Raw genomic sequence first — 23705 nt, forward strand, 5'->3', positions numbered from 1 at the left:
ATGCACGAGGCGGTCGTCTCCCTCATCGGCCGGGACCGTCCGGTGGAACTGCCCGTGTGGCGATCCTTCTGGGACCGGCTCCACACGGGAGGACTGCGCCGGGGGGAGGCCACGGCTCTGCTGGCCTCCCTGTCCACCCGGATGCCCGACCGGGTCACCCTGGGCGCGTTCCTCGACTCGCTGGCCGAGCGCCGGCCCGCCCGCCCCGCGGACGGATTCGGGCCGGCGGTCAACATCGTCGGCACCGGGGGCGGGCCGCGCACCTTCAACATCTCCACGGCCGCCGCATTCGTCGCGGCGGCGATGGGGGTGCGGGTCGTCAAGACCGGCTCCCGCGCCTACACCGGCAGTTGCGGTTCCCTGGACCTGCTGGAGCAGCTCGGGATCACACCGACGACGTCGTACGAGCAGACCCGGGACGTGCTGGAGCGCTGCGGCATCGCCTTCGCCGGGCACTTCGTGTACCCGCGCGAGATCGCCCTGCTCGCCCGGGCCGTCGCACCGCTCGACCTGCGGCAGCTGGGCTCCTTCGTCAACACCCTCGGCCCCTTCCTGGCCGACGTGCCGGTGACCGCCCAAGTGACCGGGGTGTCCCGGCCCGCGGTGCTGGACGCCCTGCGGCACGCCGCCGGCCACACCTCCCGCGCCACCGGCCGGACGGTGTGGCTGACCGACAACGACGCCGGCGCCGACGAATTCCTCGCCTTCACCGCCAACCGGGTGCGGGCCTACGAGGGCGGAGGCGAGGACGAGTTCACGCTCGCGCCCGGCGCGCTCGGCCTGGGGGCCGGCCACCTGGCCGACCTCGCCCCGGCCGAGGACGGGGTGCGGGGCGCCGCCTCGCTGTTCCAGGACGTGCTGGCCGGACGCGGCGGCCCGGCGGCGACGCAGACCGTCTGCCTCAACGCCGCCGCGCTGGCGGTCGCGGGCCGGCTGACCGGTGACTGGCACCAGGCGCTGGGCGCCGCGCGCGCCGCCCTGCACAACGGCTCGGCGCTGCGGCTGGTCGAACGGCTGCGGACGAGGGAGGCGGCCCATGCCTGACGGCTTCCCCGCCGCCCGGATGCCGGGCCGCGCCCGTGGCCTGCCCCGCCCGCCCGGCGCCCCGGACACCGCCGTGCGAGCCGGCCCCCAGGCCGACGCCGCCGCGCGGGACGCCGGGAGCGGGCCCGGGTTCTTCGCGCGGCGGCGACCCGGACGGCCCGGGCTGGCCGTGTTCGTCAACGCGGGCGACCCGCCGCTCGACGCGCTGCCGGACCTGGCGGCGATGCTCGACGACGGCGACGTCGACTGCCTCGAACTGGCCGTCCCCTTCCCGGACTCGGTGACCGACGGCCCCGTGATCCGCCGGTCCGCCGACCGGGCGCTGGCCGCCGGCGTCACGCTCGGCGGGGTCCTGGACGCGGTGTCCGCCCTGCGGCCCCGGCTGCGCCGGCTGCGGATCGCGCTGCTCGCCGACTGGAGCCACACCGTCAAAGGCCGGGACCTGGGCGACTTCGCCCGGTCCGTCGCCGACGCCGGCTGTGACGGACTGCTGCTGCACGGACTGCCGCCCCGGCTGCGCGCCGCCCACTACGACGCCGCCGAGCGCGCCGGGCTGCCCCTGGTCACCACCTGCTACGCGGTCTCCGACCCGGCGACCGCCGCGGAGGCCGCCCGGCACGCCTCCGCCTACCTGTACCTGGTCGCCCACTACGGCCGCAGCGGCACCACCGCCGCACCCGACCACGAGCGGCTCGCCGCCGCCCTCGGCACCCTGCGCGCCGCGACGCGCGCCCCGGTCGCCGTCGGCTTCGGCGTGCGCACCCGCGCCGACATCGCCGTCCTGGAGAAGCTCGGCGCGGACGCCGCGGTCGTCGGCAGCGCCGGCGTGACCACGATCGAACAGGCCCTGGACACCGGGCGCGACCCGGTGGAGGCGTTCGCCTCCTTCGTCGCGCAGCTGCGCCACCCCACCCTCCCCACCACATGACCGAAGGGAAGAACCCATGATCGTCCGTGCTCTCGACAGCGTCCACTGCGTCGACTGGGGCAACGGCCTCAGCCGCCGGTTCCTCACCGAGTCCGACGGGCTCGGGTACACCGTCACCGACACGATCGTGCGGGCCGGCACCAAGTCGCGGCTGGAGTACCGGCGTCACCTGGAGGCCTGCTACTGCATCAGCGGCAGCGGCGAGGTCGTCGACATGGCCGGCACCTCCCACCCCATCACTCCCGGCACCCTCTACGCACTCGACCAGCACGACGCGCACTGGCTGATCGCCGGCCCGCACGAGGACCTGCGCCTGGTGTGCATGTTCACCCCGGCGCTGCGCGGCGACGAACGCCACAACCTGGACTCGTCCGAGTTCTCCCAGTACTGATGATCACGTGGACGGACGAACAGCAGCGGCTGCGCGACGGCCTGGCGCCGCTGCTGGACAAGCTCAGCGCCGGACACGTCGAGCGTGACGCCGAGGCCGCCTTCCCCCGCGAGCAGTGGGACCTGCTGCGTGCCTCCGGCATCCTGGGCCTGCCCTTCGACACACGGTGGGGCGGGCTCGGCCAGGACCTGCTGACCACGATGTACGTCCTGGAGGGGCTCGGCCAGGGCTGCCGCGACGCGGGACTGAACTTCTCCGTCTGCAGCCACCTGGTCAGCACCGGCGTACCCCTCCAGCGGTTCGGCTCCCCGGAGCTCCAGGACCGCTACCTGCCGGGACTGTGCTCCGGCGACCTGATCGGCGCCCACGCCATCAGCGAGCCCGACAGCGGCTCGGACGCGCTGGCGATGCGCACCCGCGCCGTGCGGGACGGCGACGACTTCGTCCTCAACGGCAGCAAGGCCTTCGTCAGCAACGGGCCGGTCGCCGACGTGGTCACCGTGTACGCACGCACCAGCGACCGCCCCGGCCCGCTCAGCATCACCGCCTTCCTCGTCGACCGCGACACGCCCGGCCTGACCACCGGCCGGCCGGTCGCCAAGATGGGACTGCGCACCTCGCCGCTGTGCGAGCTGTTCCTCGACGACTGCCGCGTCCCCGCCTCACAGGTCGTGGGCCGCCCCGGCGGCGGCTTCCTCGTCCTGGACCACGTGATGCGCTGGGAGATCCTCTGCTCCTTCGTCATCAACGCGGGGGAGATGCGCGACCGGGTGGAGCGCTGCACCGCATACGCCCGCGCCCGCACCCAGTTCGGCCGGCCGATCGGCTCCTACCAGGCCGTGTCCCACAAGATCGTGGACATGGACGTCGGGACCGAGACGGCCCGCCACTGGCTGTACTCCACCGCACGCAAACTGATGGCCGGGGAGAACGTCACCCGCGACATCGCCATCGCCAAACTCGTCACCAGCGAGGCCAACGTCGCCTCCGCGCTCGCCGCCGTCCAGATCTTCGGGGGCAACGGCTACATGGCCGAGTACGGCGTCGAGAAGGAACTGCGCAACTCGGTCGCCGGGACGATCTACTCCGGCACCTCCGAGATCCAGCGCAACCGCATCGCCTCGATGCTCGGCCTCTGAGCACACGTCGACACCCAACGGAAGCGGAACCACGCCACCATGACCCCCGAACCAGCCCTGGCAGCCACCGAGTTCATCGACCACCACAGCCCCGAGGTACGCGCCTTCGTCCGCGACGCACTGCCTGCGGGCGCCACCACCCCCACCGAACGGGCCGTGGCCCTGTACTACGCCGTGCGCGACGGCATCCACTACGAGGTGTACGGCGCGGACCTGTCCCGTGCGGGTCTGCGCGCCAGTCAGGTGGTGCGCACCGGCTCCGGCATGTGCCTGCACAAGTCGGTCCTGTACACGGCCGGGCTGCGCTCGCTCGGCATCCCGGCACGCCTGGTCCTGACCGACGTCCGCAACCACCTCGCCTCCGAGCGGCTGAAACGGCTGCTGGGCGGCGACGTGTTCCACCAGCACGCGCTCACCTCGGTGCGGCTGGAGGGCCGTTGGGTGAAGGCGACGCCGGTGTTCAACAAGACGCTGTGCCGGCTGTACCGCATGGCGCCGCTGGACTTCGACGGCACCGCCGACAGCCTGCACCACCCCTTCGACCTGAAGGGACGGCGGCAGATGGAGTTCCTGCGCGAGCACGGCGAGTTCGACGACCTGCCCTACGAGTGGCTGATCGCCGACCTGCGCGCCGCGCACCCGGGACTGTTCCAGGACGGGCCGGACGGCTCGCGCGACCGGCTCGCGCGGGGCTCACTCGTCGGCGAGGCCGTGTAGTGCTCGTCAAGATCTGCGGTGCGACCAGCGCCGCCGAGGTGCGGGACGTCGCCGACGCCGGGGCCGACCTGATCGGGCTGTGGCACGGGGTGCCCGGCGGCCGGGCGGACCTGAGCGCGCACCGCCTGACCGAGCTCGCCGCCGAGGCACGGGCGACCGGGCGCCTGGAGGCGGTGCTGGTCACCTTCGCCGCCGACGCCGAGGCACTGGCCCGGCTCATTGGCCCCGGCGGCCCCGCGTGGATCCAGCTGCACGGCTACCAGCCGCCCGGCACGGTCCGCGCCCTGCGGGCCCGGGTCCCCGACGGCGTACGCATCGTCAAGGTGCTGCACGTCGACGGCGGTTCCTGCGTCGAGGCACGGCTGATCGGCGCGTACGAACGGGCCGGCACCGACTGCTTCCTGCTCGACGCGGTCGGCGCGGGCGGCCGAGTCGGCAGTACCGCGGTGAGCCTGGACGACGGCACGGTGACCGGGCTGGCCGACCGCATGCACCGGCCGTTCCTGCTCGCGGGCGGGCTGGACGCGGGCAACCGCGACCGCTTCCCCGGGACCCTCGCCCACCCCCGGTTCCTCGGCATCGACGTCGACTCGGCCGCCCGGGGCGGGGACGGCCTCCTCGCCGCGGGGAACGCGGCGGCCGTGACCCGTGCCTGGAGGGCGCCGTGACGTTCACCGACGCGCTGCTGGCGGCCCCTCGCCCCGTGGTCATGGAGGTCAAGCGGCGAGACGCCGACGGCACCGACCTGCTGGGCGCCCGCTCGGTCCCCGAGGTCGTCGCCGACTACGAGAAGGCAGGGGCGCCGTGCGTCTCGGTGGTCACCGGCCGCTGGTTCGGCGGCAGTGAGGCGCTGCTGGAAGAGGTCGCCGCCGCCACGCGCCTGCCCCTGCTCCGCAAGGACTTCCTGACCAGCCGGCGCCAGCTCGAACGCAGCCGGGAACTGGGCGCCTCCGCCGTGCTGCTGACCGTGCGGCTGCTGCCCCGCGGTGTCCTGGCGCGGCTGGTGGACCACGCCCTGGACCTCGCGCTGACCCCGTTCGTGGAGGTCGCCGACGCCGCGGAGGCGGCGGCGGTGCCGAGGGCCGACCGATGCGTGGTCGCCGTCAACAACAAGGACATCGCCACCCGCGAACGCCTGCCCGGTGACCTCGACCGCAGCTCCACGCTGTTGCCGGCCGTGCGGGCGACCGGCACCCGCTGCGCGGTCAGCGCCAGCGGCATCACCGACCCCACCGACGCGGCCCGGCTGCTCGACGCGGGCTTCCAGGGCCTGCTCGTCGGCACGGGGCTGCTGCGCGCCCCCCACCCGGCGCACTGGTGCGCCGCCCTGGACGCCGCACGCGACCGGCCGGCTGCGTCCGGGCACGGCCCCGGGCAGACGCGTCCGGCCCGCCGGTGAGGGCGGGCCGGAGACCGGTGAGGGGCCGGTGCGTCAGGTGCGGCGGGGGCGGGCCGTGGTGCGGCGGCCGCGGGCCGTGCGGCCCCACGGCTTGTAGACGGAGATGACCGCCGCCGCCGTGAGCAGCACGAACAGGGCGGGCACGCTCCACACCAGGAAGTCCGCCGGCCAGCCCGGGTTGGGGGGCGCCCCGCCCGCCTCGGCCGTGTTCTCGGTGGCCTGCATGACGATCGGGTGGATGACGAACCACGCGAAGATCGTCATGAACAGGGTGATGACCCACTTGGCGACGATCCACCAGTGCAGCAGCAGACCCCAGGCCGTGCCGCAGGACAGCAGGATGCCGGAGATCGACGCGGCCACGCTGAACACCGTGACGCTGGTGTCGTCGAACACGTACATGGCGTAGTACACGCCCTTGGCGACCGCCGCGTCGTCCGTGGTGAATCCCATGAGGGCCAGGACGGCCATGGACAGCGACAGGCCGACCCAGCCGACGGACGTGACGACGTGGACGGCCAGGGTCAGCTTGCGGCCCCGGCGGCTCAGTTGGAATCTCTTCTTCTTCCGGGCGTCCTGCTGCCCGGTCGTGCCGGGCGTGGTCGTGGGAGCGGACAAAACGCTGCCTCGCCTTCATGTCCTGTGGGAAGTGGTGGCCGTTGCCATGGTTCTCCCCTCCGCTCGAGGCGGGGTCGAGGCGGTCGACCGCCTCTCCGGGCATCCTCCAGCGGCGTTCCCGACGCTGGGCAGCACTTACTGGCCAACGAACTCGTGGAGCAGGCGTGACAATTCTGGTGACAGGAGCAACAGGATCGGTCGGCCGTCATGTGGTCGCGCGGCTCGTGGCCGCGGGTGCCACGGTGCGGGCGCTGACCAGGAATCCGGCCACCGCCGGGCTCCCGGAGGGCGTGGACGTCGTCGAGGGCGACCTCACCCGCCCCGGCACGCTGCGCGCGGCGCTGCACGGGGTGGAGCGCCTCTACCTCTTCCCGGTCCCGGAGACGAGCCGCGAGGTCGTCGCGGCCGCCAAGGAGGCCGGGGTGCGCCGCATCGTCGTGCTGTCCTCGTCCTCCGTGCTGGACGAGTCGGGCGACAACCACAGCGGTGAGCACCACCGCACCGTGGAACGGGCCGTGGAGGAGTCCGGCATCGACTGGACGTTCGTGCGTCCCGACGAGTTCGCCACCAACGTCCTGTGGAAGTGGGGCCACTCCATCCGCACCGAGGGCGTGGTGCGCGCCCCCTACGGCAACGCCCCGCGCGTCCTCGTCCACGAGGCGGACGTCGCCGCGGTCGCGGTGACCGCGCTGCTGGAGGACGGGCACGCCGGCCGGGCGTACGTGCTCACCGGGCCGGAGGCGATCACCCAGGCCGACCAGGTGCGGGCCATCTCCGGCGCGCTGGGGCGCGAGGTCCGCTTCGAGGAGATCACGCCCGACCAGGCCCGCGAGCAGATGGGCCGGGTCATGCCGGTGCCGGTCGTGGAGATGGTGCTGGGCTACCTGGCCGGCGCCGTGACCGACCCGCCCGCGGTCCTGGACACCGTCGAGCAGGTCACCGGTGTGCCGGCGCGGACCTTCGCCCAGTGGGCGGCCGACCACGCCGCCGACTTCGCCCCCGTGACCGAGGAGGTGGCCGCATGACCGCCGACGCCGGCCTCGGGACCGCGCTCAGCGGCGCGAAGGTCACCATGACGGGCAGCGGCAGGCCCGAGGAGCGGCTCGTCACCGCCCGCGAAGCGGCCCCCTCGGCGGGTCGCGGCAAGGTCGTGGTGCGCGTCGAGGCGGCGGGCGTGTCCTTCGCCGAGGTGCAGATGCTCCAGCACCTGCACCCCTTCCCGCCGACATTCCCCTTCGTGCCCGGCTACGACCTGGTCGGGCGCATCACCGAGGTGGGGGAGGGCGTCACCGGGTGGCGCCCCGGCGACCGGGTCGCCGCCATGCCCCGCTACGGCGCCTGGCAGGAGTACGTCGAGACGGCCGCGAAGGACCTGGCCCCGGTGCCCGGGAACCTGGACGCGGCCGAGGCGGTGGCACTGGTCACCAATGGGGTGACCGCCTACCAGATGCTGGACCGGCTGACCGGCCTGGCCCCCGGCGACACCGTGCTGGTGCACGGCGCGAGCGGCGGCGTGGGCTCCCTGCTCACCCAGCTCGCCGTCCACCGCGGCCTCCGTGTCATCGGCACCGCGTCGCCCGCGAAGCACGACGCCGTGCGCGCGCTGGGCGCCGAGCCGCTGGACTACCGCACCCCCGACCTGACGGCCGCGGTGCGCGAGCTGGCGCCGCACGGGGTGGCCGCCGTCTTCGACCACATCGGCGGCCGGGGCCTGGACGCCGGCTGGGCCATGCTGGCCGAGGGCGGCACGCTGGTGTCGTTCGACTCCTCCGTCGCCGGATACCGGCCGGGACAGTGGTTCCGCCCGCACGTCCCGGCGCTGGTGCGCACCGGCCGGCGCTTCCTGGCGCGCCTGCTCGGCCTGACGCGCGGCCGGCGGATGACCATGTACTACGTCAAGCCGGGCCGAGCCTTCAACAGCGCTCTGGACGCCCTGTACGGCTTGCTCGCCGAGGGCGTGCTGAAGCCGGAGATCGCCGGCCGCCACCCGCTCGACGGCGCCGCCACCGCGCTGCGCGACCTGCTGGACGGGCGCTCCGTCGGCAAGCACGTCCTGCTTCCCTGACACCCCACCCCCACCCCACGACGACCGTGAAGGATCGATGATGTCCACGACGCTGACCGAGCCGTCCGTCCAGGAGCGCAACAAGCAGATCGCGCTCGACTGTGCCGCCGCCTGGAACCGCTGGGACCTGGACGGCATCACCGAGCACTGGGCCCCCGGCATCCGGCACTTCTCCGAGGACCGTCCCGTCGACACCGAGCAGATGATCGGGGCGATGCGGGGCGGCCTCGCCGCCTTCCCCGACCTGCACCTGGACGTCAAGAGCGCCGTCTCGGAGGGCGACCGGGTGATCCTCCGGATCACCGTGACGGCGACCCACCTGGGCGAGTTCATGGGCAAGGCCCCGACCGGCAAGAAGGTCACCTGGTTCATGCTGGAGGAGCTGCGCTTCGACGACGACGGCCGGATCATCGAGCACTACGACGTGTTCAACTACCTGCCGATGCTCAAGGAGCTGGGCTTCGTCCCCGCGGACGCGCTGTGAGCGCCGCCGTCGCCCTCGCGGGGGAGCTCACCGAGGTCGCCGACGGGGTGCACGCCTTCGTGCAGCCCGACGGCGGCTGGTGCCTGAACAACGCGGGCCTGGTCGCCGGCGACGACGGCCGGGCCGTGCTCGTCGACACCGCGGCGACGCAGACGCGCGCGCGGCGGCTGCGCGAGGAGGTGCTGCGCGTGACGGGCACGCCGCCGCGCACCCTGGTCAACACCCACTTCCACGGCGACCACACCTTCGGCAACCACCTCTTCCCGGAGGCCGTGGTCGTCGCCCATGAGCGGACACGCTCGGACATGGCGGCCGCCGGTCTCCACCTGACGTCGCTGTGGCCGGACGTGTGCTGGGGCGACATCGAACTCGCCCTGCCCGAGGTCACCTTCCGCGACGCCCTCACCCTGCACGCGGGGAGCGTGAGGGTGGAGCTGCTGCACCTCGGCCCGGCCGCGCACACCACCAACGACACCGCCGTGTGGCTGCCCGAACAGCGCGTGCTCTTCACCGGGGACCTGGTGATGTCCGGGGTGACGCCGTTCTGCCTGATGGGGTCCGTCAGCGGCTCCCTGGACGCCCTGGAGCGGATGCGCCGGCTGGACCCGCTCGTGGTCGTGCCGGGGCACGGACCGGTCGGCGGCCCCGAGGTCCTCGACGCCAACGAGGCCTACTTCCTCCGGCTGCGCGACCTCGCCCGGCAGGGGATCGCGGACGGGGCGACGCCCCTGGAGCTGGCCCGCGCCGCCGGACCCGGCCCCTTCGCCCGGTTGCTGGACGCCGAACGGCTGGTGCCGAACCTGCACCGCGCCTACGCGGAGGAGCGCGGTGCGGCGCCCGGCGATCCGCTGGACGTCCCGGCCCTGTTCCGGGAGATGACCGCGTACCACGGCGGGCTGCCCACCTGCCGCGCGTGAACCGCGGGTGCGAAACGCCGGTGGCCCTCCCACTACGGGAGGGCCACCGGCGTTTCGCGTGCGGCGGATGCGTCAGACGTCGATGCCCTTGAGGTACGTGGCGAACGTCTGGAGCGCCGGGTGCGCGGTGCGCAGCGCGGGGATGTCGGCGCGGTAGCCGTGCTCCTGGAACCACTCGAACATCAAGGCGATCTCCGGGCCGTTCGGGATGTACGGGTTGGCGGCCACCGCGTCCAGGGGCAGCTCCTCGAAGCGGGCCGGCAGGCCGCTGCGGGCGGAGAACGCCTCGGCGATCCCGGTGGCCGTCAACTCGTCGCCCGCCAGCTCCACGGCCCGCCCCAGGTACTCCTGCGGCCGGTCGAAGGCCTCCGCGGCGAAGTACCCGATGTCGTCCACGGCGATGAACTGCACCCGGGTGCCCGGCTTCAGCGCCAGCCGGACCACCAGCGTGCCGTCCACGTTCTGCGGCCCGTGCGCGGCGAAGTTGTCCATGAAGAACGTCGGGCGCAGCACCGTGGTCGGCACGCCCAGCTCCTCCAGGTACCGCTCGATGTGCCGCTTGGAGTCGAAGTGCGGCACGCCGCTGTGCCGTTCGGCACCGCCCACCGAGCTGTACACCACGTGCGCGACCCCAACGGCCTTGGCCGCCCGCGCCACCGCCCGCCCCTGGCGGACCTCACCGCCCAGCCCCTTGGGCGTCATGAAGTTCTGCACGGAGAACACCCCGTGCACGCCCTCCATGGCCGCGCGCAGCGACGCCTCGTCGTCCAGGTCACCGGTGACCAGCCGCACGCCGGACGCGGCGAGCGCCCGGGCGCCGTCGGACCCGGGGTCGCGCACCAGCGCGGCCGTGTCCCGGCCGCGCCGCACCAGCTCGCGTGCGGTGGCGCCGCCCTGCAGACCGGTGGCCCCGATCACCAGGACCGGGCCGTTCGCCTCGGTCTTCGTCATGTCGTTCGCCTCTCCTCAGCCGAACAGCGGCGCGGCGTTGGCGGCCGCCCAGGCACGGTACGGACGGGGGTCGCGGCCGGTGAGGTCCTTCACGGCCGTCGTGGGCGTCGCCCACGGCACGTCGGGGCTGTGCAGCGCGGCCACGTTGGTCACGGCCGCCGCGCGGTCGCCGGTGATGCCGGCGAACACCTCGACGACCTCCTCCTGCGGCGCCACGGAGAAGTCAAGGCGTCGGCCCAGGACTTCGCCGAGGATGCCGGCCTGCTCCTGCGAGGTGAGGACCTCGCCACCGGTCAGGACGTACGCCCCGCCCCGGTGGCCGTCCCGGGTGAGCGCGGCGACGGCCGCCGAGGCGATGTCGTACTCGTCGATCGGCGCACCGGGGTTGTTGCCGATCCAGCAGCGCACCGAGTCGCTCTCGCGGACGGTCCTGACCCACCACGTGGTGTTCGCGTGGAACGGGCCGGGGCGCAGGAACGTGGTCGCGACGCCGGACTCCGTGATCGCCTCCTCGGCGGCCCGGTGCTCCTCGGCGATGCCGTGCGGCAGCGGATGCAGCACGCTCGCCGAGGACAGGAACACGATGTGCTCGACGTCCGCCGCCGCGGCGGCCTTGGCGATGTTGCGCGCTTCCCCGGCCACGTCGCCGGAGAGCACCACCAGCGCCGCGGTGACGCCGGCGAACGCCGCGGTCAGCGACGCGGGGTCGGCCGGGCTGCCGGCCACGACCTCGACGCCCTCGGGCAGACCCGCCTCCTCGGGCTTCCTGCTGAGCGCCCTGACCCGGCGGCCCTGCGCGGTGAGCTGCTCGACGGCCTCGCGGCCGACCTTGCCCGTCGCTCCGGTGACCAGAATCATGATCAGGCCCTCCAGCCCTGCGGCTCCGGCCACGGCGAGCCGAGCTGACGGTACGTGCCCTGGTAGTCGGGCCAGTCGCGGTGATCGCGGATCTTGCCGTCGACGAGGCGGATGAGGTGGATCTGCTCACCGGAGAAGCGGCGCCCGGTCGGCGCCATGCCGACCAGCTCCCCGACGTGCCGGCCGTACAGGACGAGGTTCGCGCGCACCCAGTCGCCGCGCTCCTCCAGCAGCACCTCCTCCAGGTGCGCCTCCTCGGAGAAGGTCATCTTCAGCCACTTGACGGCCATCGCGAAGGAGTCCGGACCACGCAGGTCCATGTGCTCCATCGTCGCCGGGTTGAGGTACTCCGGGTGGATGTACTCCGCGACGTCCTCGGTGTCACCGGTGTTGTACGCCTCGATCATGCGGCGTACCGCAGTTATCTGGTCGCTCATCGAATGTCCTCCACGGCTGGCGCCAAGGGCGTCGGTCAATGGCCATATTCTGTGCGGGAAATGCACGGCCCGGCAAGGGAGGAAATGTCGACTCCCTTTGTTCTCCAGGCATATGCGGGGCAGCTTTCCACCGCGCCTCGAACAATGCTCCAGCTGCACACGTGAGAAGGGCCCCAGCATGTGGCACATGGACACGGACACAGCCACCTACAAGACAAAAGTCACCGCCGCCTTCAATGGGGCCGCCGCGACCTATGACCGGCTCGGAGTGGAATTCTTCACGCCGATGGGAAAGCGGTTGGTGGAATTCGCCGGCCCACGCCCCGGACAGCGCCTGCTGGACGTCGGCTGCGGCCTGGGCGCCACCCTGCTCCCGGCGGCCCGACTGGTCGGCCCCGGCGGCAGCGCGCTCGGCATCGACATCGCCGAGGCCATGGTCGAGGAGGCCGGACGCGAGGCGGCACGGCAGGGCATCGGCAACGTCGACCTGCGGGTGATGGACGGCGAGCACCCCGACCTGCCCGCCCGCTCCTTCGACCTGGTGCTCGGCAGCTACAGCGTGATCTTCCTGCCGGACGCCCGGGCCGCGCTAGCCCGGTACGCCGGACTGCTGCGCGACGGCGGCCGGATCGCCTTCACCAGCCCGGTGTTCGCACGGGACACCTTCCCGTTCCTGCCGCCGCTGTTCACCGGCCTGATCCCGATGTCGCTGCTGAACCACCTGCCGGCCGCCTGGCACCCCGAGCAGCTGCGGCGACAGCTCCACTCCTGGCTGGAGGACCCGGCGGACCTGACGGCCGCGCTGCGCACGGCGGGCTTCGACGACGTCCGGATCGTCGACGAGTCGGTCGACATGACGGCCCGCTCCGGCGAGGCGTGGGTCGACTGGTCCCACACCCAGGGGATGCGCCTGCTGTGGCAGCACCTGCCGGCCGACGAGGCGGCCGCCCTGCGGGCCCGGCTCGTCACGGCCCTCGACGCCCTGCGCGGCGAGGACGGCCTCATCCACATCGACGTCCCCGTCCGCTACGTCACGGCCACGGTCGCCCGCTGACCCGCGCAGGCGCCACGACGGACGGGGCACGGCGCACACCTCACCCCGGGCACGCACAGGGCGGCACCACCGGTCATCGCGGTGGTGCCGCCCTGTGCTGCCGGCGCGACGCCGGGCCCGGCCACGGGGGAAGGCCGCGTCGGCCGGCCCGTACGCCACCGGCAGCCCACGCGGAACGCCCGGCTGGGCGACCCAGCCGGGCGTTCCGCGGTACTCCGGGCCGCACGGGCGCCGCCCCGTCAGGTGACCGACAGCGCGCCGTCCACCGCCAGAACCGTGCCGTTGGCGTAGGCGGCCTCCGGGCGGGTCAGCTGGACGATCCACCAGGCGATGTCCTCGGGCCGGCCGACCCTGCCCGAGGGGATCCGCGTCGCCATCCCCTCGAGGAACGCCTCGTACGCCTCCGGGGGCATCCCGGCCCGCACCCCGACACCCGTGTCCACGACACCCGGCGCGATGCCGACCGAGCGGATGCCGCGCGGGGCGAGCTCCACGGCCCAGGTGCGGGTGAGGAAGTCCAGGGCGACCTTGGCCATGCCGTAGACGGAGTTCTCCGGCCACGCCCGGCGGCCCAGCGAACCCGCCGAACTGACGTTGACGACGACACCGCCGGTCGCCTCCAGCGCGTCCAGCGCCCGCTGGGTCAGGAACACCGGAGCGATCAGATTGGTGCCGAGCTGCGCACGGACGGACTCACGGTCCAGACCGTCGAGGGAGGCGAATCCCGTGACGGCCGCATTGTTCACCAGGACATCGAGCCGCCCGAATGCGCTCAGCGCGGTGGAAACGATGAGTTCCGGCGCCTCGTGGTCATGGACGTCCGCCGCCAGCACCCGAATGCGGTCCTGGCCGTCCGCGGTCTCCTTGAGGGTGGCTTCATTGCGGCCGACAATGAGCACGTGGGCGCCGCTCTCCGCGAATGCGCGGGCCGTCGCCGCTCCGATTCCCGTGCCGCCGCCCGTGATGACGACGGCCTTCTCCACCGAATGCGTCACCGCGACCTCACGAGCACAGCGCGATGTTGACACCGCGGATGACGGCCTGCTCGGCGTCCGGCCCGAAGTCCTTGTCGCCGATGGTGAACGACAGCTGCACGCGGGCGCTCAGGTCGCGGGTGGTCGCCGCGAACGTGGCGTAGCCGGGAATGCCGGCGCCGTGGCCCCACAGGTCGAGGTCGTCGTCGTTCTCGAGCTTCATGATGCCCAGGCCGTAGCCGATGCCCATCGGCAGGTTCTCGATCATCTCGGGCGGCAGCGGGGTGGTCATCTCGGTGAACTCCGCTTCCTTCAGGAGTTCGCCGCTGAACAGCGCGGAGAAGAAGCGGTCCAGGTCCGCGGTGGTGGAGATGATCTCGCCCGCGCAGCCGGCCTCCGAGGGGTTCATCAACGTGACGTCCACCGGCTCGCCGCCGATCTGCATGTAACCGCGCGCGTGCGGCTCCGGGATGTTCGGGTCGTCGCCGGGCAGCACGGTCTCGTCCAGCGCGAGCGGCTCGAGGACCCGCTCGCGGATCTCGTCGCGGTACGAGCGGCCGGTCACCTTCTTGATGAGCAGGCCGACGATGAAGTAGTTCGTGTTGCAGTAGGCGAACTTGGTGCCCGGCTCGAACTCCAGCGGCTTGGCGGCCGCGATGGCGATCAGGTCCTCGGGCTCGTAGTGCTTGTAGCGGTCGCGCAGGAAGCGGTCACCGGGCTTCTGGAACGAGTCCATGTAGTTGTACAGGCCGCTGGTGTGCTGCATCAGGTTGCGCACGGTGATCTTCTCGCCGTACGGCAGCAGACCCGGCAGGTAGCTCTCGACGCTGCGGTCGAGGTCGATCTTGCCCTCGGCGACGAGCTGGAGCACCACCACGGCCACGAAGGGCTTGGTGATGCAGGAGATGCGGAAGCGGCCGTCGGCGGGAACGGGACGGTCGGTGCCTAGCTCCGCGATGCCGGACGTCACCACGAAGGACTCGTCCCCCCGGGCGACCCGGAACTGCACGCCTCCGGCTCCGGCTTCGACGAGCCGGTCGGCGGCGCCCTGGACGGCCTGCTGAAGGGCCGAGACCTCCGGCCGGGCGATCGTCGTCTGCGTCATGTCGGGAAACCCCCATGGTGGCTGTCGGTTCTTTCGGCCGAGGCTGACCGGCCGGGGTGGAGAGGTGGCCGGGCGCCGGTGGAGCGCGGCTCAGGCAAGGTCGTCGCGGGTCACCGTGCGGGCGAGGACCCGCAGTTCACCGTCCTGACGCACCAGGACGTCCTGGCACACGCACACGCGGTGCACCCGCGACGCGCCGCCGATCTCCGAGGCGTACACGATCGCGTAGGAGCGGACGTCCACCGCGCCGTCGGGCCGGGGACGGACGTCGAACATGCCGATGAAGTGGCGGTGGCGCTGGCCGGCGGCGGCGAGTTCGGCCGCGGCCCGGCTCGTCGCCGCGACCAGCCCGGCCCGGCCGCGCACCGGCTCGGGCAGGGTCGGCACGGCGAACGTGGCGTCCTCGGTGAAGGTCCCCGCCCACTGCTCGGCCTCACCGAGGTCCAGCAGCTGCATCTGGTGCGCGTAGAACTGCTGGACCTCCGCGTGCAGGGAAGCGGCCCAGGCGGAACTCCGGGTGGGCTCGGGTGCGAGCGTCATGCTGTCTCCTTGGTCGGTCGGAACGCCCGCCAGCCTGGGTGCGCCCGGTCGCATGCCGTTGGAAGCTCCCTCAAGCCCCGGGTGGGCAGCACGGCACGGCCCCGGTCGAGCGCCCTTCCGCCGCACCTCGAGCGGCGCGGGACACGGTCGACGTCACCAAGGCGCTCATGGGAGGAAACCGATGACGACAACGACGAGGCCCGTCGCACTGATCACCGGCGCGACGAGTGGCATCGGCCTGGCCGTGGCCCGCGAGCTGGGACGACGGGGCCACCAGGTCTTCCTGTGCGCCCGGACGGGACAGCAGGTCAAGCAGACCGTCGAGGACCTGCGCGCCGAGGGCATCGACGCCGACGGCATCGCGGCCGACGTCCGCTCCCCGGAGTCGGTGACCCAGCTCGTCGCCGCCGCCGTCGAGACGTACGGCCCGATCGGCATCCTGGTGAACAACGCCGGGCGCAGCGGCGGCGGTCCCACGGCCGACCTCTCGGACGAGCTCTGGGACGACGTCATCGACACCAACCTCACCAGCGTCTTCCGGCTCACCCGGGAGGTGTTGAAGAAGGGCCGCATCAGCGAAGCGCCCTACGGCCGCGTCATCAACATCGCCTCGACCGCGGGCAAGCAGGGCGTCGTGCTGGGCGCCCCCTACAGCGCCTCCAAGCACGGCGTCGTCGGCTTCACCAAGGCACTCGGCAAGGAACTGGCCCCCTCCGGCATCACGGTCAACGCCGTCTGCCCCGGCTACGTCGAGACGCCCATGGCCGAGCGGGTGCGCCAGGGCTACGCCGCCGCCTGGGACACCACGCAGGAGTACGTGCAGGAACAGTTCGAGGCGAAGATCCCGCTGGGCCGCTACTCGACCCCCGAGGAGGTCGCCGGGCTCGTCGGCTACCTCGCCACCGAGACCGCCGCCTCCATCACCGCGCAGGCCCTCAACGTCTGCGGCGGACTGGGCAACTTCTGAGCGTCCCGACCAAGAGAGAAGGTAGTGAAGGTGTCTGCCGAACAGGTTCACCGCACATCGCACGACGTGGAGATCGCCGCACCGGCGGCCGTCGTCTACGGGTTCATCGCAGACACGGAGCGGTGGCCGCTGTTCTTCCCCCCGAACGTGCACGTGCAGCGGCTGGAGTTCGACGGGACCAGTGAGCGGCTGCGCATGTGGGCGACCGCCAACGGAGCGGTCAAGTCCTGGACTTCACGCCGCACACTGGACCCGGCCGCGCGCCGTATCGACTTCCGCCAGGAGATACCGGCGGCCCCCCTCACCGGGATGGGCGGCACCTGGGCCGTCGAGGAACTGGGCCCCGACTCCTCGCGGCTGACCCTGCTGCACGACTTCACCGTGGCGGACGACCGGCCCGAGGACGCCGAATGGGTCGACCGGGCCACGGACACCAACAGCCGGGCCGAGCTCGGCCGTGTCAAGGCCCTCGCCGAGCGGTGGGGCCGCCTGGACGACCTGGTGCTGTCCTTCCAGGACTCGGTGCGGGTCGACGGGCCGGCCGAGCCGGTCTACGACTTCCTCCACCGGGTCGGCGACTGGCCCGAGCTGGTCCCCCACGTCACCCGGCTGGACCTGACGGAACCCGCACCCGGCGTCCAGATCATGGCCATGGACACCCGGACGGCCGACGGCTCCACGCACACCACCGAGTCCATCCGCATCTGCTTCCCCGACGCCGGCCGCATCGTCTACAAGCAGACCGCGACGCCCGCGCTCATGGACGCCCACACCGGCGAGTGGACCGTGGTCCCCGACGCCACCGGCGTCACCGTCACCTCCCACCACCACGTCGTCATCCGCGAGGAGGCCATCGCCCGCGTCCTCGGCCCGAACAGCACCCTCGAGGACACCCGCCGCTACATCCGCCAGGCGCTCGGCCGCAACTCCACCGCGACCCTGAACCTCGCCAAGCAGCACGCGGAGACGGCCGCCGCCGCCGTCTGACCCGACGACCTCCACGGCTCACCGCCCAGGGCTCCAGGACGCGCGCGTGTCCCCTGGAGCCCTCGGTGTGCGCCCGGCCGGGTCCTCAGCGCAGCCGGCGCACCCGCAGCACCAGATCGTCGGTGTGATGCGCGCCTGCGCCACCGGGGGGAGCGACGCGTGGCCGTTGCTCGTCCACCTCCACCACCCAGTCGTCGTCGAGCAGGGCGGCGACCGTCGAGGGCCAGACGTAGTCGGCCGGGTCGAAACCGCTCTCGTGCGCCTCCCGGGTGTCCATCCCCGCGTGGTGCACGAGCAGCAGCACCCCGCCGGGCGCCACGGCGGCGAGCAGGGCCCGCTCCGCGGCGGCCTCCGGCGTGCGCAGCAGCGCCGGGTACTGGGCGGAGACCAGGTCGAAGGAACCGGGCGGGAGCGCGGCCTCGGTGAGCTCCGCGTGGACCCACCGAACGGTGAGGCCGGCCTCCCGCGCGTGTCCGGCCGCGCGTTCCAGGGCCACGCCCGAGACGTCGAGCGCGGTCACGTCCCAGCCGCCGCGCGCGAGCCAGAGGGCGTCCGCGCCCTCGCCGCAGCCGACGTCGAGGACTCGTCCGGGGGCCAGCCCGGCGACCTCCGCGACGAGCGCGCCGTTGGGCCGGCCGCTCCACAGTTGCTGCCGGTCGGCGTAGCGGTCGTCCCACTCCGCCCGCACGGCGGGGTCACCGGCGTACCCCTCGGATCGCGGGGGGAGGCCGGACGCGGGCGTGCTTGCTGCGATGTCGTCGGTCACGGACCCACCGTCGCCCACCGCTCCGCGGATCCGCCAGCTCTGTTGCCGCTCCGGCAAACGGCCGCACCGGGCCGGGGCGCCGACGGCCCCTAGGCCGCCGGTGCGCGGCGGACGGGGAGCATCGTCTCGACCGGTTCGACGGTGAGGTGCTCGATGACGAGACGGTTGACCTCGGCGGGCTTCTCCAGCGGCACCACGTGTGAGGTCCCGGGCACGACGGCGAGCTCCGCGTGCGGGAGAGCGCGGTAGAGGGCGACGGTGTGCTCCAGCGTCACCAGGTCGTCGTCGCGGACCATCACCCGGGTCGGGGCAGCGATGCACGCCAGATCGTCGGTGGTGAGAGCCGGCTCGGTCCGCCACATGCCGACCACCTTGCGTGCGACCACCGGCCAGTGCCCCGGCCCTTCCGGCGCCACCGCTTCGTACAGCTCGCGGAAGAACTCCAGCTCGGCGCTGCCGGGTGTCATGCGGTCCAGCATGGCGGGCGCCGCCCAGCACTCCTCGGCGGGGCGGAAGTTCGCTCCGATGACCACGACCTTGCGGACGAGATCGGGGCGGGCGAGGGCGACGAGCAGGGCGACGATGCCGCCGTCGCTCCAGCCGACGAGGTGGGCCGGACCACCGACGACCGCGTCGAGGAAGGCCACGGTGTCGTCCGCCATGTCCTGGTAGGTGAGCGGTCCCTCCACGTCGGGTGTGTGCCCGTGCCCGCGCCGCTCGGGGAGGAAGAGGCGGAACCGCGCCGCGAGGTCGGCCCGCTGCGCGCCCCACGTCTCGTTCGTGCAGAAGCCGCCGTGCAGCAGGAGCAGCGGATCACCGTCGCCCTCGGTCTCGTACCAGGTCCTGACGCCGGGGAGGTCCACGTAGTCGCCCATAGCCGAGGCTTTCTGCCGCCGTGCCGTTGTCCCTCGTCAGTCTCCGCCGGGGTGCCAGGGCCCGCAACGGGAGCGGGACGCCGGCGCCCGCGCTCGCGCCCGGGCCCGGGCCGGGCCGGTGGGCGTGGTTCGAGTGCAGTTGTGGTCCGGTTCGAGGGGGCCTTTCCCGCTCCCGGGGAGACTGACCGGGGTGGGATGCCGCCCGTGACGAGGTGGGGGTGCGGCTCGTGTTGGTGGGACGGCGTGGCGAGTCGGGGGTGCTGGACGAGCTGCTCGCGGGTGCGGGGCGGGCGGAGGGGGCCGTCGCCCTGGTGTCGGGCAGCCCGGGGTGCGGGAAGAGCGCGCTGCTCGGGGAGTTCGCCGCACGGGCTGCCGACGCGGGTGCGCTGGTGCTGTGCGCGGGTGGCTCTCCGGCGGAGGCGGGTTTGCCGCTCGGCGTGGTGGGACGGCTCCTCGGCGGCACCGGCACCGGCACCGGCACCGGCACCGGCACCGGCACCGGCACCGGCACCGGCGCCCCGGCCGGTGGGCGGCCGCAGGTGCTGTACGAGGCGTTGAGCGGTGTGCGGTCCGGGCGGCCGGTGGTCGTCGTGGTCGACGATGCGCACCACCTCGATGAGGAGTCCGGACGTGCCCTGTTGTACGTCTGTGCGCGGCTGACCGGCACCGACGTGCTGGTGGTGCTGGCCGGGCAGCCGCCCGAGCCGTCGTCGCCGACGCTCACGGAGCTCTGGGGACAGCCACGAGCGGTGCGGGTGCCGCTCCGGCCACTGACCGAGCACGAGGTCGCCGACTTCCTGCGCGAGCCGGCCGGGGGCGGCATGGACGCGGGGACGGCCGGACGGCTCGCTCCGCACTGGCACGGATTCACCGGCGGGAACCCGCGCCTGCTGCGGGGTCTGCTGGACGATCTCCGGGACTGCGGCCCGCTGAGGTCGGTCCGGCCGGTGGCCGGGGCCGCCTTCCGGGCTGCGGTCGCCGCATGCCTGCGGAGCGCGGGGACTGCGGTGACGGCCACGGCCGGGGCTCTCGCGGTCCTGGGCGAGGACGCCACGTTGACGCGGCTGGCGCGGCTGCTTGCCGTGCCCGAGCTGACCGTGTCGCGGCGGATGGAACAACTCGAGGCCGTCGGATTGCTGGACGGCGGCCGGTTGCGTCACCGCGCGATGCCGGCCGCGGTGCTCCGGCACCTGGGCGCCGGGGACAGGGAGCGGCTGCACGCGCGGGCCGCCCGGATGCTCTACGACGACGGTGCGGAGCCGTCCCGGGTCGCCGTCCACCTGGCGGAAGCCGGGGATGCCGCTGCCGACGAGGGGAGAGCACATGGTCCTGGGCTTCCCCTGTGGGCGCCGGCGGTGCTGACGGAAGCGGCCCGATGCGCGCTGCGGGCGGGCGCGGCGCACCAGGCGGTGCGGTTCCTGCAGGTCGCGCACCGGGCCCGCGGAGGCGGCGCGCCGGCGGGTGGCATGCTCACCGCGGTGGCCGGGGCGGAGTGGGAGAGCGATCCGGCCCTGGTGACGCGCCACCTGCCGTCGCTGGAAGGTGAGGTGCGCGGCGATCCGGGCGGTGACCGGGGTGCTGTGCCGCCCGACGCTCCTGCGGATGGCGTGCCGGCTGACGTCGCACACCGGGCCGAGGCCGCGGGGTTGCTGCTGTGGCATGGCCGGCGCGTCCGCCGCGAACAGCGGACTCCAGCTACGGGGGAGCGGGAGTGGGGGCGGGGCACGGGGGCGCGGCAGGTGCAGGACGCGTCGGGCTTCGTGTGGCCGGTCGCGGGCGAACCTGTCGTGGAACCGGATGCGGACGACGTGGAAGCCGTGCTGGACGCCTTGGTGCGGGGGTACATGCCCGCGCCGGCGGTCCCGGAGCTGCTGGTGGCGTTGGTGTACGCCGGTGAGACACGGCGGGCCGCGCAGTGGTGTGCGCTGACGCGCGGGGTGGAGAAGATGAGGGGGACGCCGGCGCGGCGGGCCGTGGCGCTGGCGGTGGCCGCCGTGGTGCATGTGCGTACGGGCGCACACGACAGGGGTGCCGACTACGCCCGGCAGGCGTTGGGATTGCTGTCGCCGGCGGCCTGGGGGGTGGCGGCGGGTATGCCGTTGTCGGCCGGGGTGTGTGCGGCAACGGCGCTGGGCGCGCACGAGGAGGCGGAGCGGTTGCTGCGGGTGCCGGCCCCGGAGGCGATGTTCGACTCGCGGGTGGGTGTGCACTACCTGCTGACCCGTGGACGTCATCGGCTGGAGGTGGGGCGGGCGCGGGCCGCGCTGGCGGACTTCCGCGCCTGCCGTGATCTGACGGCGCGTTGGGGCCCGCTGGTGGGGGAGGTGGCCGACTGGCGCGGGCCGGCGGCGCAGGCGCTGCGGGTTCTGGGCGAGACGCCCGACCCGGCGGCCGAGAGCGGCGCCCCCGGCGGAAGTCCGCTGGGGATGCTGACACGTTCGGAGCGCCGCGTGGCCGTTCTGGCGGCGGACGGCTGCACCAACCGGGCCATCGCGGCGCGGCTGCATGTGACGCCCAGCACGGTGGAGCAGCACTTGACCAATGTGTACCGCAAGGTGCGGGTGAAGTCGCGGGCCGGACTCGCGGAGCTGGTGGGCGGACGGGTGCCGACCGCGGTGGGCGGGGCCTGAGCACCTGCCGGCTGGTCGAAGTAGTCGACGCGCAACGCCCGTTGACCCCGAGCTAAGCGGTGGACGCGGGCCGCTGGCCGGTGAGGGTGTCGATGCGTTGCTGCAAGTGCTGGTGGCTGCGCACCAGTTCGTCGATGCGCCGCTTGAGGTGATCGATCTCGTGGTGCAGGTCCTGGGTGCCGGCCGGTGGCGGGGCGGTGGGGCGGGGAGCGTGGTGGAGGATCGCCTGGAGGCGAGCCCGTAGCGCGGGGCCGGGTTCGACACCGAGGGTGGTGGTGAGGTGGTGGCGGGCGCGTTCGTAGACGCCGAGGGCTTCCGCCTGGCGGCCGCTGTGGTAGAGGGCGGTCATCAGCTGGTCGTAGAAGCGCTCGTGCAGGGGATGGTCGGCGGTGAGCTTCTCGAGTTCGCCCGTGATGTCGTGGTGGCGCGCGCAGCACAGGTGTGCCTCGTAGAGGGACTCCAGTGCGGTGAGACGGTTCTCCTCGAGGCGGTCGGCCTCGCCGGTCGTGAGGGGGCCGTGGCGGCTGTCGGCCAGGGCGGGGCCGCGCCACAGGGACAGCGCGTGGTGGAGCAGCCGGGCGGCGTGCGCGGGGTCGCCGGTGAGTGCGGCCCGGCCCTGGGCGGACAAGTGGGCGAAGCGCTGCACGTCGGTGGTGGCGCCGCCCAACTGGAGGACATAACCGGTGGGCTGGGTGTGGATCCACTCGTGCCCCGACTCCGGCCCCGGCTCCTGCCCGGGCCGGGGCCGCTCCCCGGGGCGGGGGAGGAGGCGCCGCAGGCGGGCGATGTGGGCATGCAGGGCGTTCGCGGGGTTGGCGGGTGGTTGGCGGCCCCACAGTTCCTCGGTGAGCTGGTCGACGGTCAGGAGCCGGCCGGCGTGCAGGACGAGCGCGGCCAGCAGGGCGCGCTGCTTGGAGCCGGGCGGGACGACGGGGGTGCCGGTGGCGCCGACGAGCACGTCCGCCGGTCCCAGCAGCCTGAACTCGTATGATCCGGACGCCTGTTCGCCGAGAGCTGGGACCGGAGCCGGAGCCGGAGCCGGGGCCAGGGCCGCGGATGAGGCGGGGGCGGTCATGACCGCGGAGCCGGGGTGGGCAGGGCGAGCGCGGTGCGGATGTCGCCGGCGATGTGCGTGGTCAGTTCGGTGGCGTCGGGCCGGAAGTAGAAGTGGCCGCCGTGGAACAGGCGCACCCCGAGGTGGCGTGTGCTGTAGGTGGCCCACTCCCGCAGGTGTCGCGGGGGTGCGAGGGCGTCGTGGGTGCCGCCGTACACCGACAGGGGCACGGGCAGCGGCGCGGTCTGGGGGCGGGGGCGCCAGGTGTCGACCAGGCGCAGGTCGCCGCGGATGACGGGGGAGAAGATCTCCCACAGCTCGGGGTCGTCGAGGACGTCGGCAGGCGTGCCGCCCATCGCGGCGAGTTCGTCGCGCAGCGCCTGGTCGGACAGCAGGTGCCGACCCGTGCCACTCCGGCGGGGTGCGGAGTGGGGAGCGCTGCGGGCGGACAGGCCCAGCCAGCACGGCGGGCGGCCCTCGGCGTGCAGCAGGCGGGTGAGCTCGTAGGCGATCAGCGCACCCATGCTGTGCCCGAACAGGGCAAAGGGAGCGTCGAGTTGACCCGCCAGCTCGGTGTGGAACCAGGTGACCAGGTCCTGTGCGTCGCCGATGGCGGGGAGATCGGCGAGCATGCCGCGACCGGGAGCGTCGAGCAGACGCACCTGCCAGTCGGCGGGGAAACGGCTCGGCCAGTCGCGGTAGGTCAGGTGGGAACCACCGGCGTGGTGGAACACGAACAAGCGCAGTTCCATGACGAGGGCTCCCTGATGCCGGCACGGGCCGGGCGTTGGCGTCGGACGAGGCG

At 73.4% G+C, this 23705-nt stretch carries 26 protein-coding genes; 15 read left to right on the forward strand and 11 right to left on the reverse strand.

All coding sequences use genetic code 11. The annotated features are described in order from the left end of the window. Genes ACZ6ZN_RS30385 through ACZ6ZN_RS30415 form a run of 7 tightly spaced genes read left to right on the forward strand, consistent with a single transcriptional unit; the run spans window position 1 to window position 5618 of the window. A complete protein-coding gene (locus ACZ6ZN_RS30385; RefSeq protein WP_469651188.1) occupies window positions 1-1044 on the forward strand; it encodes an anthranilate phosphoribosyltransferase in 1044 nt (347 codons plus the stop codon). Beyond that, complete coding sequence (trpA, locus tag ACZ6ZN_RS30390) at window positions 1037-1972, forward strand: tryptophan synthase subunit alpha (protein WP_469651190.1); 936 nt, start codon at window positions 1037-1039, stop codon at window positions 1970-1972. The genes ACZ6ZN_RS30385 and trpA overlap by 8 nt, the downstream gene beginning before the upstream one ends. 16 nt (window positions 1973-1988) lie before the next feature. After that, entirely contained in the window at window positions 1989-2363 is a 375-nt protein-coding gene (locus tag ACZ6ZN_RS30395; RefSeq protein ID WP_369193212.1) for an ectoine synthase, read from the forward strand. After that, the gene (locus ACZ6ZN_RS30400; RefSeq protein ID WP_469651193.1) at window positions 2363-3502 is read left to right on the forward strand and encodes an acyl-CoA dehydrogenase family protein; all 1140 of its coding nucleotides are present in this window, start codon (window positions 2363-2365) and stop codon (window positions 3500-3502) included. The genes ACZ6ZN_RS30395 and ACZ6ZN_RS30400 overlap by 1 nt, the downstream gene beginning before the upstream one ends. 39 nt (window positions 3503-3541) lie before the next feature. Then, window positions 3542-4219, forward strand: a complete 678-nt coding sequence (locus ACZ6ZN_RS30405) for a transglutaminase-like domain-containing protein (RefSeq protein WP_451880301.1) — start codon at window positions 3542-3544, stop codon at window positions 4217-4219. Beyond that, on the forward strand, window positions 4219-4887 hold the full coding sequence (locus ACZ6ZN_RS30410; protein ID WP_451880302.1) for a phosphoribosylanthranilate isomerase: 669 nt from the start codon (window positions 4219-4221) through the stop codon (window positions 4885-4887). Before ACZ6ZN_RS30405 ends, ACZ6ZN_RS30410 begins: the two co-directional genes overlap by 1 nt. After that, window positions 4884-5618: a beta/alpha barrel domain-containing protein gene (locus ACZ6ZN_RS30415; RefSeq protein ID WP_469651196.1), complete on the forward strand. Its 735-nt coding sequence runs from the start codon at window positions 4884-4886 to the stop codon at window positions 5616-5618. Before ACZ6ZN_RS30410 ends, ACZ6ZN_RS30415 begins: the two co-directional genes overlap by 4 nt. A gap of 33 nt (window positions 5619-5651) precedes the next feature. Here ACZ6ZN_RS30415 and ACZ6ZN_RS30420 read toward each other — a convergent pair whose 3' ends face one another. Next, a complete protein-coding gene (locus tag ACZ6ZN_RS30420) occupies window positions 5652-6236 on the reverse strand; it encodes a DUF2269 domain-containing protein (protein WP_398111860.1) in 585 nt (194 codons plus the stop codon). Between the two features lie 176 nt (window positions 6237-6412). On the opposite strand from ACZ6ZN_RS30420, the gene ACZ6ZN_RS30425 reads away from it, so the two are divergent. From ACZ6ZN_RS30425 to ACZ6ZN_RS30440, 4 genes are read left to right on the forward strand one after another with little or no spacing between them, the layout of a single operon-like run. Next, window positions 6413-7261, forward strand: coding sequence for an NAD(P)H-binding protein (locus ACZ6ZN_RS30425; protein WP_451880304.1), 849 nt, complete (start codon window positions 6413-6415; stop codon window positions 7259-7261). Continuing rightward, window positions 7258-8301: a zinc-binding dehydrogenase gene (locus ACZ6ZN_RS30430; protein ID WP_451880305.1), complete on the forward strand. Its 1044-nt coding sequence runs from the start codon at window positions 7258-7260 to the stop codon at window positions 8299-8301. Before ACZ6ZN_RS30425 ends, ACZ6ZN_RS30430 begins: the two co-directional genes overlap by 4 nt. Before the next feature lie 37 nt (window positions 8302-8338). Then, window positions 8339-8785 carry an ester cyclase gene (locus ACZ6ZN_RS30435; protein WP_469651199.1) on the forward strand — a complete coding sequence of 149 codons (447 nt, stop codon included), beginning with the start codon at window positions 8339-8341 and terminating at the stop codon, window positions 8783-8785. Next, window positions 8782-9702 (forward strand): MBL fold metallo-hydrolase, encoded by a 921-nt coding sequence (locus ACZ6ZN_RS30440; protein ID WP_469651201.1) that lies wholly within the window; start codon window positions 8782-8784, stop codon window positions 9700-9702. Before ACZ6ZN_RS30435 ends, ACZ6ZN_RS30440 begins: the two co-directional genes overlap by 4 nt. A 72-nt stretch (window positions 9703-9774) precedes the next feature. Here the strand turns inward: ACZ6ZN_RS30440 and ACZ6ZN_RS30445 are convergent, their stop codons facing one another. From ACZ6ZN_RS30445 to ACZ6ZN_RS30455, 3 genes are read right to left on the reverse strand one after another with little or no spacing between them, the layout of a single operon-like run. Then, a complete protein-coding gene (locus tag ACZ6ZN_RS30445) occupies window positions 9775-10653 on the reverse strand; it encodes an NmrA/HSCARG family protein (RefSeq protein ID WP_451880369.1) in 879 nt (292 codons plus the stop codon). Between the two features lie 15 nt (window positions 10654-10668). Further along, window positions 10669-11544, reverse strand: coding sequence for an SDR family oxidoreductase (locus ACZ6ZN_RS30450; RefSeq protein WP_469651203.1), 876 nt, complete (start codon window positions 11542-11544; stop codon window positions 10669-10671). Continuing rightward, window positions 11514-11948: an ester cyclase gene (locus ACZ6ZN_RS30455; RefSeq protein WP_398111853.1), complete on the reverse strand. Its 435-nt coding sequence runs from the start codon at window positions 11946-11948 to the stop codon at window positions 11514-11516. The genes ACZ6ZN_RS30450 and ACZ6ZN_RS30455 overlap by 31 nt, the downstream gene beginning before the upstream one ends. A 187-nt stretch (window positions 11949-12135) precedes the next feature. On the opposite strand from ACZ6ZN_RS30455, the gene ACZ6ZN_RS30460 reads away from it, so the two are divergent. Continuing rightward, window positions 12136-13002 (forward strand): class I SAM-dependent methyltransferase, encoded by an 867-nt coding sequence (locus ACZ6ZN_RS30460; protein ID WP_451880367.1) that lies wholly within the window; start codon window positions 12136-12138, stop codon window positions 13000-13002. Between the two features lie 239 nt (window positions 13003-13241). Here ACZ6ZN_RS30460 and ACZ6ZN_RS30465 read toward each other — a convergent pair whose 3' ends face one another. The 3 genes from ACZ6ZN_RS30465 to ACZ6ZN_RS30475 form a co-directional block, all read right to left on the reverse strand. Then, a complete protein-coding gene (locus ACZ6ZN_RS30465) occupies window positions 13242-13997 on the reverse strand; it encodes an SDR family NAD(P)-dependent oxidoreductase (RefSeq protein WP_469651207.1) in 756 nt (251 codons plus the stop codon). 7 nt (window positions 13998-14004) lie between these two features. Then, window positions 14005-15081, reverse strand: coding sequence for a serine hydrolase domain-containing protein (locus ACZ6ZN_RS30470; RefSeq protein ID WP_398111850.1), 1077 nt, complete (start codon window positions 15079-15081; stop codon window positions 14005-14007). Window positions 15082-15171: 90 nt separating this feature from the next. Continuing rightward, window positions 15172-15621 carry a nuclear transport factor 2 family protein gene (locus ACZ6ZN_RS30475; protein ID WP_398111849.1) on the reverse strand — a complete coding sequence of 150 codons (450 nt, stop codon included), beginning with the start codon at window positions 15619-15621 and terminating at the stop codon, window positions 15172-15174. 181 nt (window positions 15622-15802) lie between these two features. Here ACZ6ZN_RS30475 and fabG point away from each other — a divergent pair, with 181 nt between their 5' ends. Together fabG and ACZ6ZN_RS30485 are read left to right on the forward strand one after the other, a co-directional pair. After that, a complete protein-coding gene (fabG, locus tag ACZ6ZN_RS30480; RefSeq protein ID WP_469651212.1) occupies window positions 15803-16588 on the forward strand; it encodes a 3-oxoacyl-ACP reductase FabG in 786 nt (261 codons plus the stop codon). A gap of 30 nt (window positions 16589-16618) precedes the next feature. After that, complete coding sequence (locus ACZ6ZN_RS30485; RefSeq protein WP_469651215.1) at window positions 16619-17575, forward strand: aromatase/cyclase; 957 nt, start codon at window positions 16619-16621, stop codon at window positions 17573-17575. Between the two features lie 85 nt (window positions 17576-17660). Here ACZ6ZN_RS30485 and ACZ6ZN_RS30490 read toward each other — a convergent pair whose 3' ends face one another. Both ACZ6ZN_RS30490 and ACZ6ZN_RS30495 read right to left on the reverse strand, forming a co-directional pair. Beyond that, window positions 17661-18341 carry a class I SAM-dependent methyltransferase gene (locus tag ACZ6ZN_RS30490; protein WP_469651218.1) on the reverse strand — a complete coding sequence of 227 codons (681 nt, stop codon included), beginning with the start codon at window positions 18339-18341 and terminating at the stop codon, window positions 17661-17663. Between the two features lie 89 nt (window positions 18342-18430). Further along, entirely contained in the window at window positions 18431-19216 is a 786-nt protein-coding gene (locus ACZ6ZN_RS30495; RefSeq protein WP_451878979.1) for an alpha/beta fold hydrolase, read from the reverse strand. A gap of 233 nt (window positions 19217-19449) precedes the next feature. Between ACZ6ZN_RS30495 and ACZ6ZN_RS30500 the strand changes: the two genes are divergently transcribed. Further along, window positions 19450-21846 carry a LuxR C-terminal-related transcriptional regulator gene (locus tag ACZ6ZN_RS30500; protein WP_469651365.1) on the forward strand — a complete coding sequence of 799 codons (2397 nt, stop codon included), beginning with the start codon at window positions 19450-19452 and terminating at the stop codon, window positions 21844-21846. A 52-nt stretch (window positions 21847-21898) separates the two neighbouring features. On the opposite strand, the gene ACZ6ZN_RS30505 is transcribed toward ACZ6ZN_RS30500, so the two are convergent. Together ACZ6ZN_RS30505 and ACZ6ZN_RS30510 are read right to left on the reverse strand one after the other, a co-directional pair. Continuing rightward, a complete protein-coding gene (locus ACZ6ZN_RS30505; protein ID WP_469651221.1) occupies window positions 21899-22921 on the reverse strand; it encodes an AfsR/SARP family transcriptional regulator in 1023 nt (340 codons plus the stop codon). Continuing rightward, window positions 22918-23652, reverse strand: a complete 735-nt coding sequence (locus ACZ6ZN_RS30510) for a thioesterase II family protein (RefSeq protein WP_469651224.1) — start codon at window positions 23650-23652, stop codon at window positions 22918-22920. The genes ACZ6ZN_RS30505 and ACZ6ZN_RS30510 overlap by 4 nt, the downstream gene beginning before the upstream one ends. Window positions 23653-23705: the final 53 nt, after the last annotated feature.

The organism is Streptomyces sp. NPDC053665, assembly GCF_055585285.1.

Bases quoted from the DNA above. Each gene is read 5' to 3' on its own strand.
- ACZ6ZN_RS30400 (WP_469651193.1), top strand. From the start codon at position 2,363: ATGATCACGTGGACGGACGAACAGCAGCGGCTGCGCGACGGCCTGGCG.
- fabG (WP_469651212.1), top strand. From the start codon at position 15,803: ATGACGACAACGACGAGGCCCGTCGCACTGATCACCGGCGCGACGAGT.
- ACZ6ZN_RS30510 (WP_469651224.1), bottom strand. From the start codon at position 23,652: ATGGAACTGCGCTTGTTCGTGTTCCACCACGCCGGTGGTTCCCACCTG.
- ACZ6ZN_RS30395 (WP_369193212.1), top strand. From the start codon at position 1,989: ATGATCGTCCGTGCTCTCGACAGCGTCCACTGCGTCGACTGGGGCAAC.
- ACZ6ZN_RS30385 (WP_469651188.1), top strand. From the start codon at position 1: ATGCACGAGGCGGTCGTCTCCCTCATCGGCCGGGACCGTCCGGTGGAA.
- ACZ6ZN_RS30405 (WP_451880301.1), top strand. From the start codon at position 3,542: ATGACCCCCGAACCAGCCCTGGCAGCCACCGAGTTCATCGACCACCAC.
- ACZ6ZN_RS30460 (WP_451880367.1), top strand. From the start codon at position 12,136: ATGGACACGGACACAGCCACCTACAAGACAAAAGTCACCGCCGCCTTC.
- ACZ6ZN_RS30445 (WP_451880369.1), bottom strand. From the start codon at position 10,653: ATGACGAAGACCGAGGCGAACGGCCCGGTCCTGGTGATCGGGGCCACC.
- ACZ6ZN_RS30435 (WP_469651199.1), top strand. From the start codon at position 8,339: ATGATGTCCACGACGCTGACCGAGCCGTCCGTCCAGGAGCGCAACAAG.
- ACZ6ZN_RS30475 (WP_398111849.1), bottom strand. From the start codon at position 15,621: ATGACGCTCGCACCCGAGCCCACCCGGAGTTCCGCCTGGGCCGCTTCC.
- ACZ6ZN_RS30430 (WP_451880305.1), top strand. From the start codon at position 7,258: ATGACCGCCGACGCCGGCCTCGGGACCGCGCTCAGCGGCGCGAAGGTC.
- ACZ6ZN_RS30505 (WP_469651221.1), bottom strand. From the start codon at position 22,921: ATGACCGCCCCCGCCTCATCCGCGGCCCTGGCCCCGGCTCCGGCTCCG.
- ACZ6ZN_RS30495 (WP_451878979.1), bottom strand. From the start codon at position 19,216: ATGGGCGACTACGTGGACCTCCCCGGCGTCAGGACCTGGTACGAGACC.
- ACZ6ZN_RS30470 (WP_398111850.1), bottom strand. From the start codon at position 15,081: ATGACGCAGACGACGATCGCCCGGCCGGAGGTCTCGGCCCTTCAGCAG.
- trpA (WP_469651190.1), top strand. From the start codon at position 1,037: ATGCCTGACGGCTTCCCCGCCGCCCGGATGCCGGGCCGCGCCCGTGGC.
- ACZ6ZN_RS30455 (WP_398111853.1), bottom strand. From the start codon at position 11,948: ATGAGCGACCAGATAACTGCGGTACGCCGCATGATCGAGGCGTACAAC.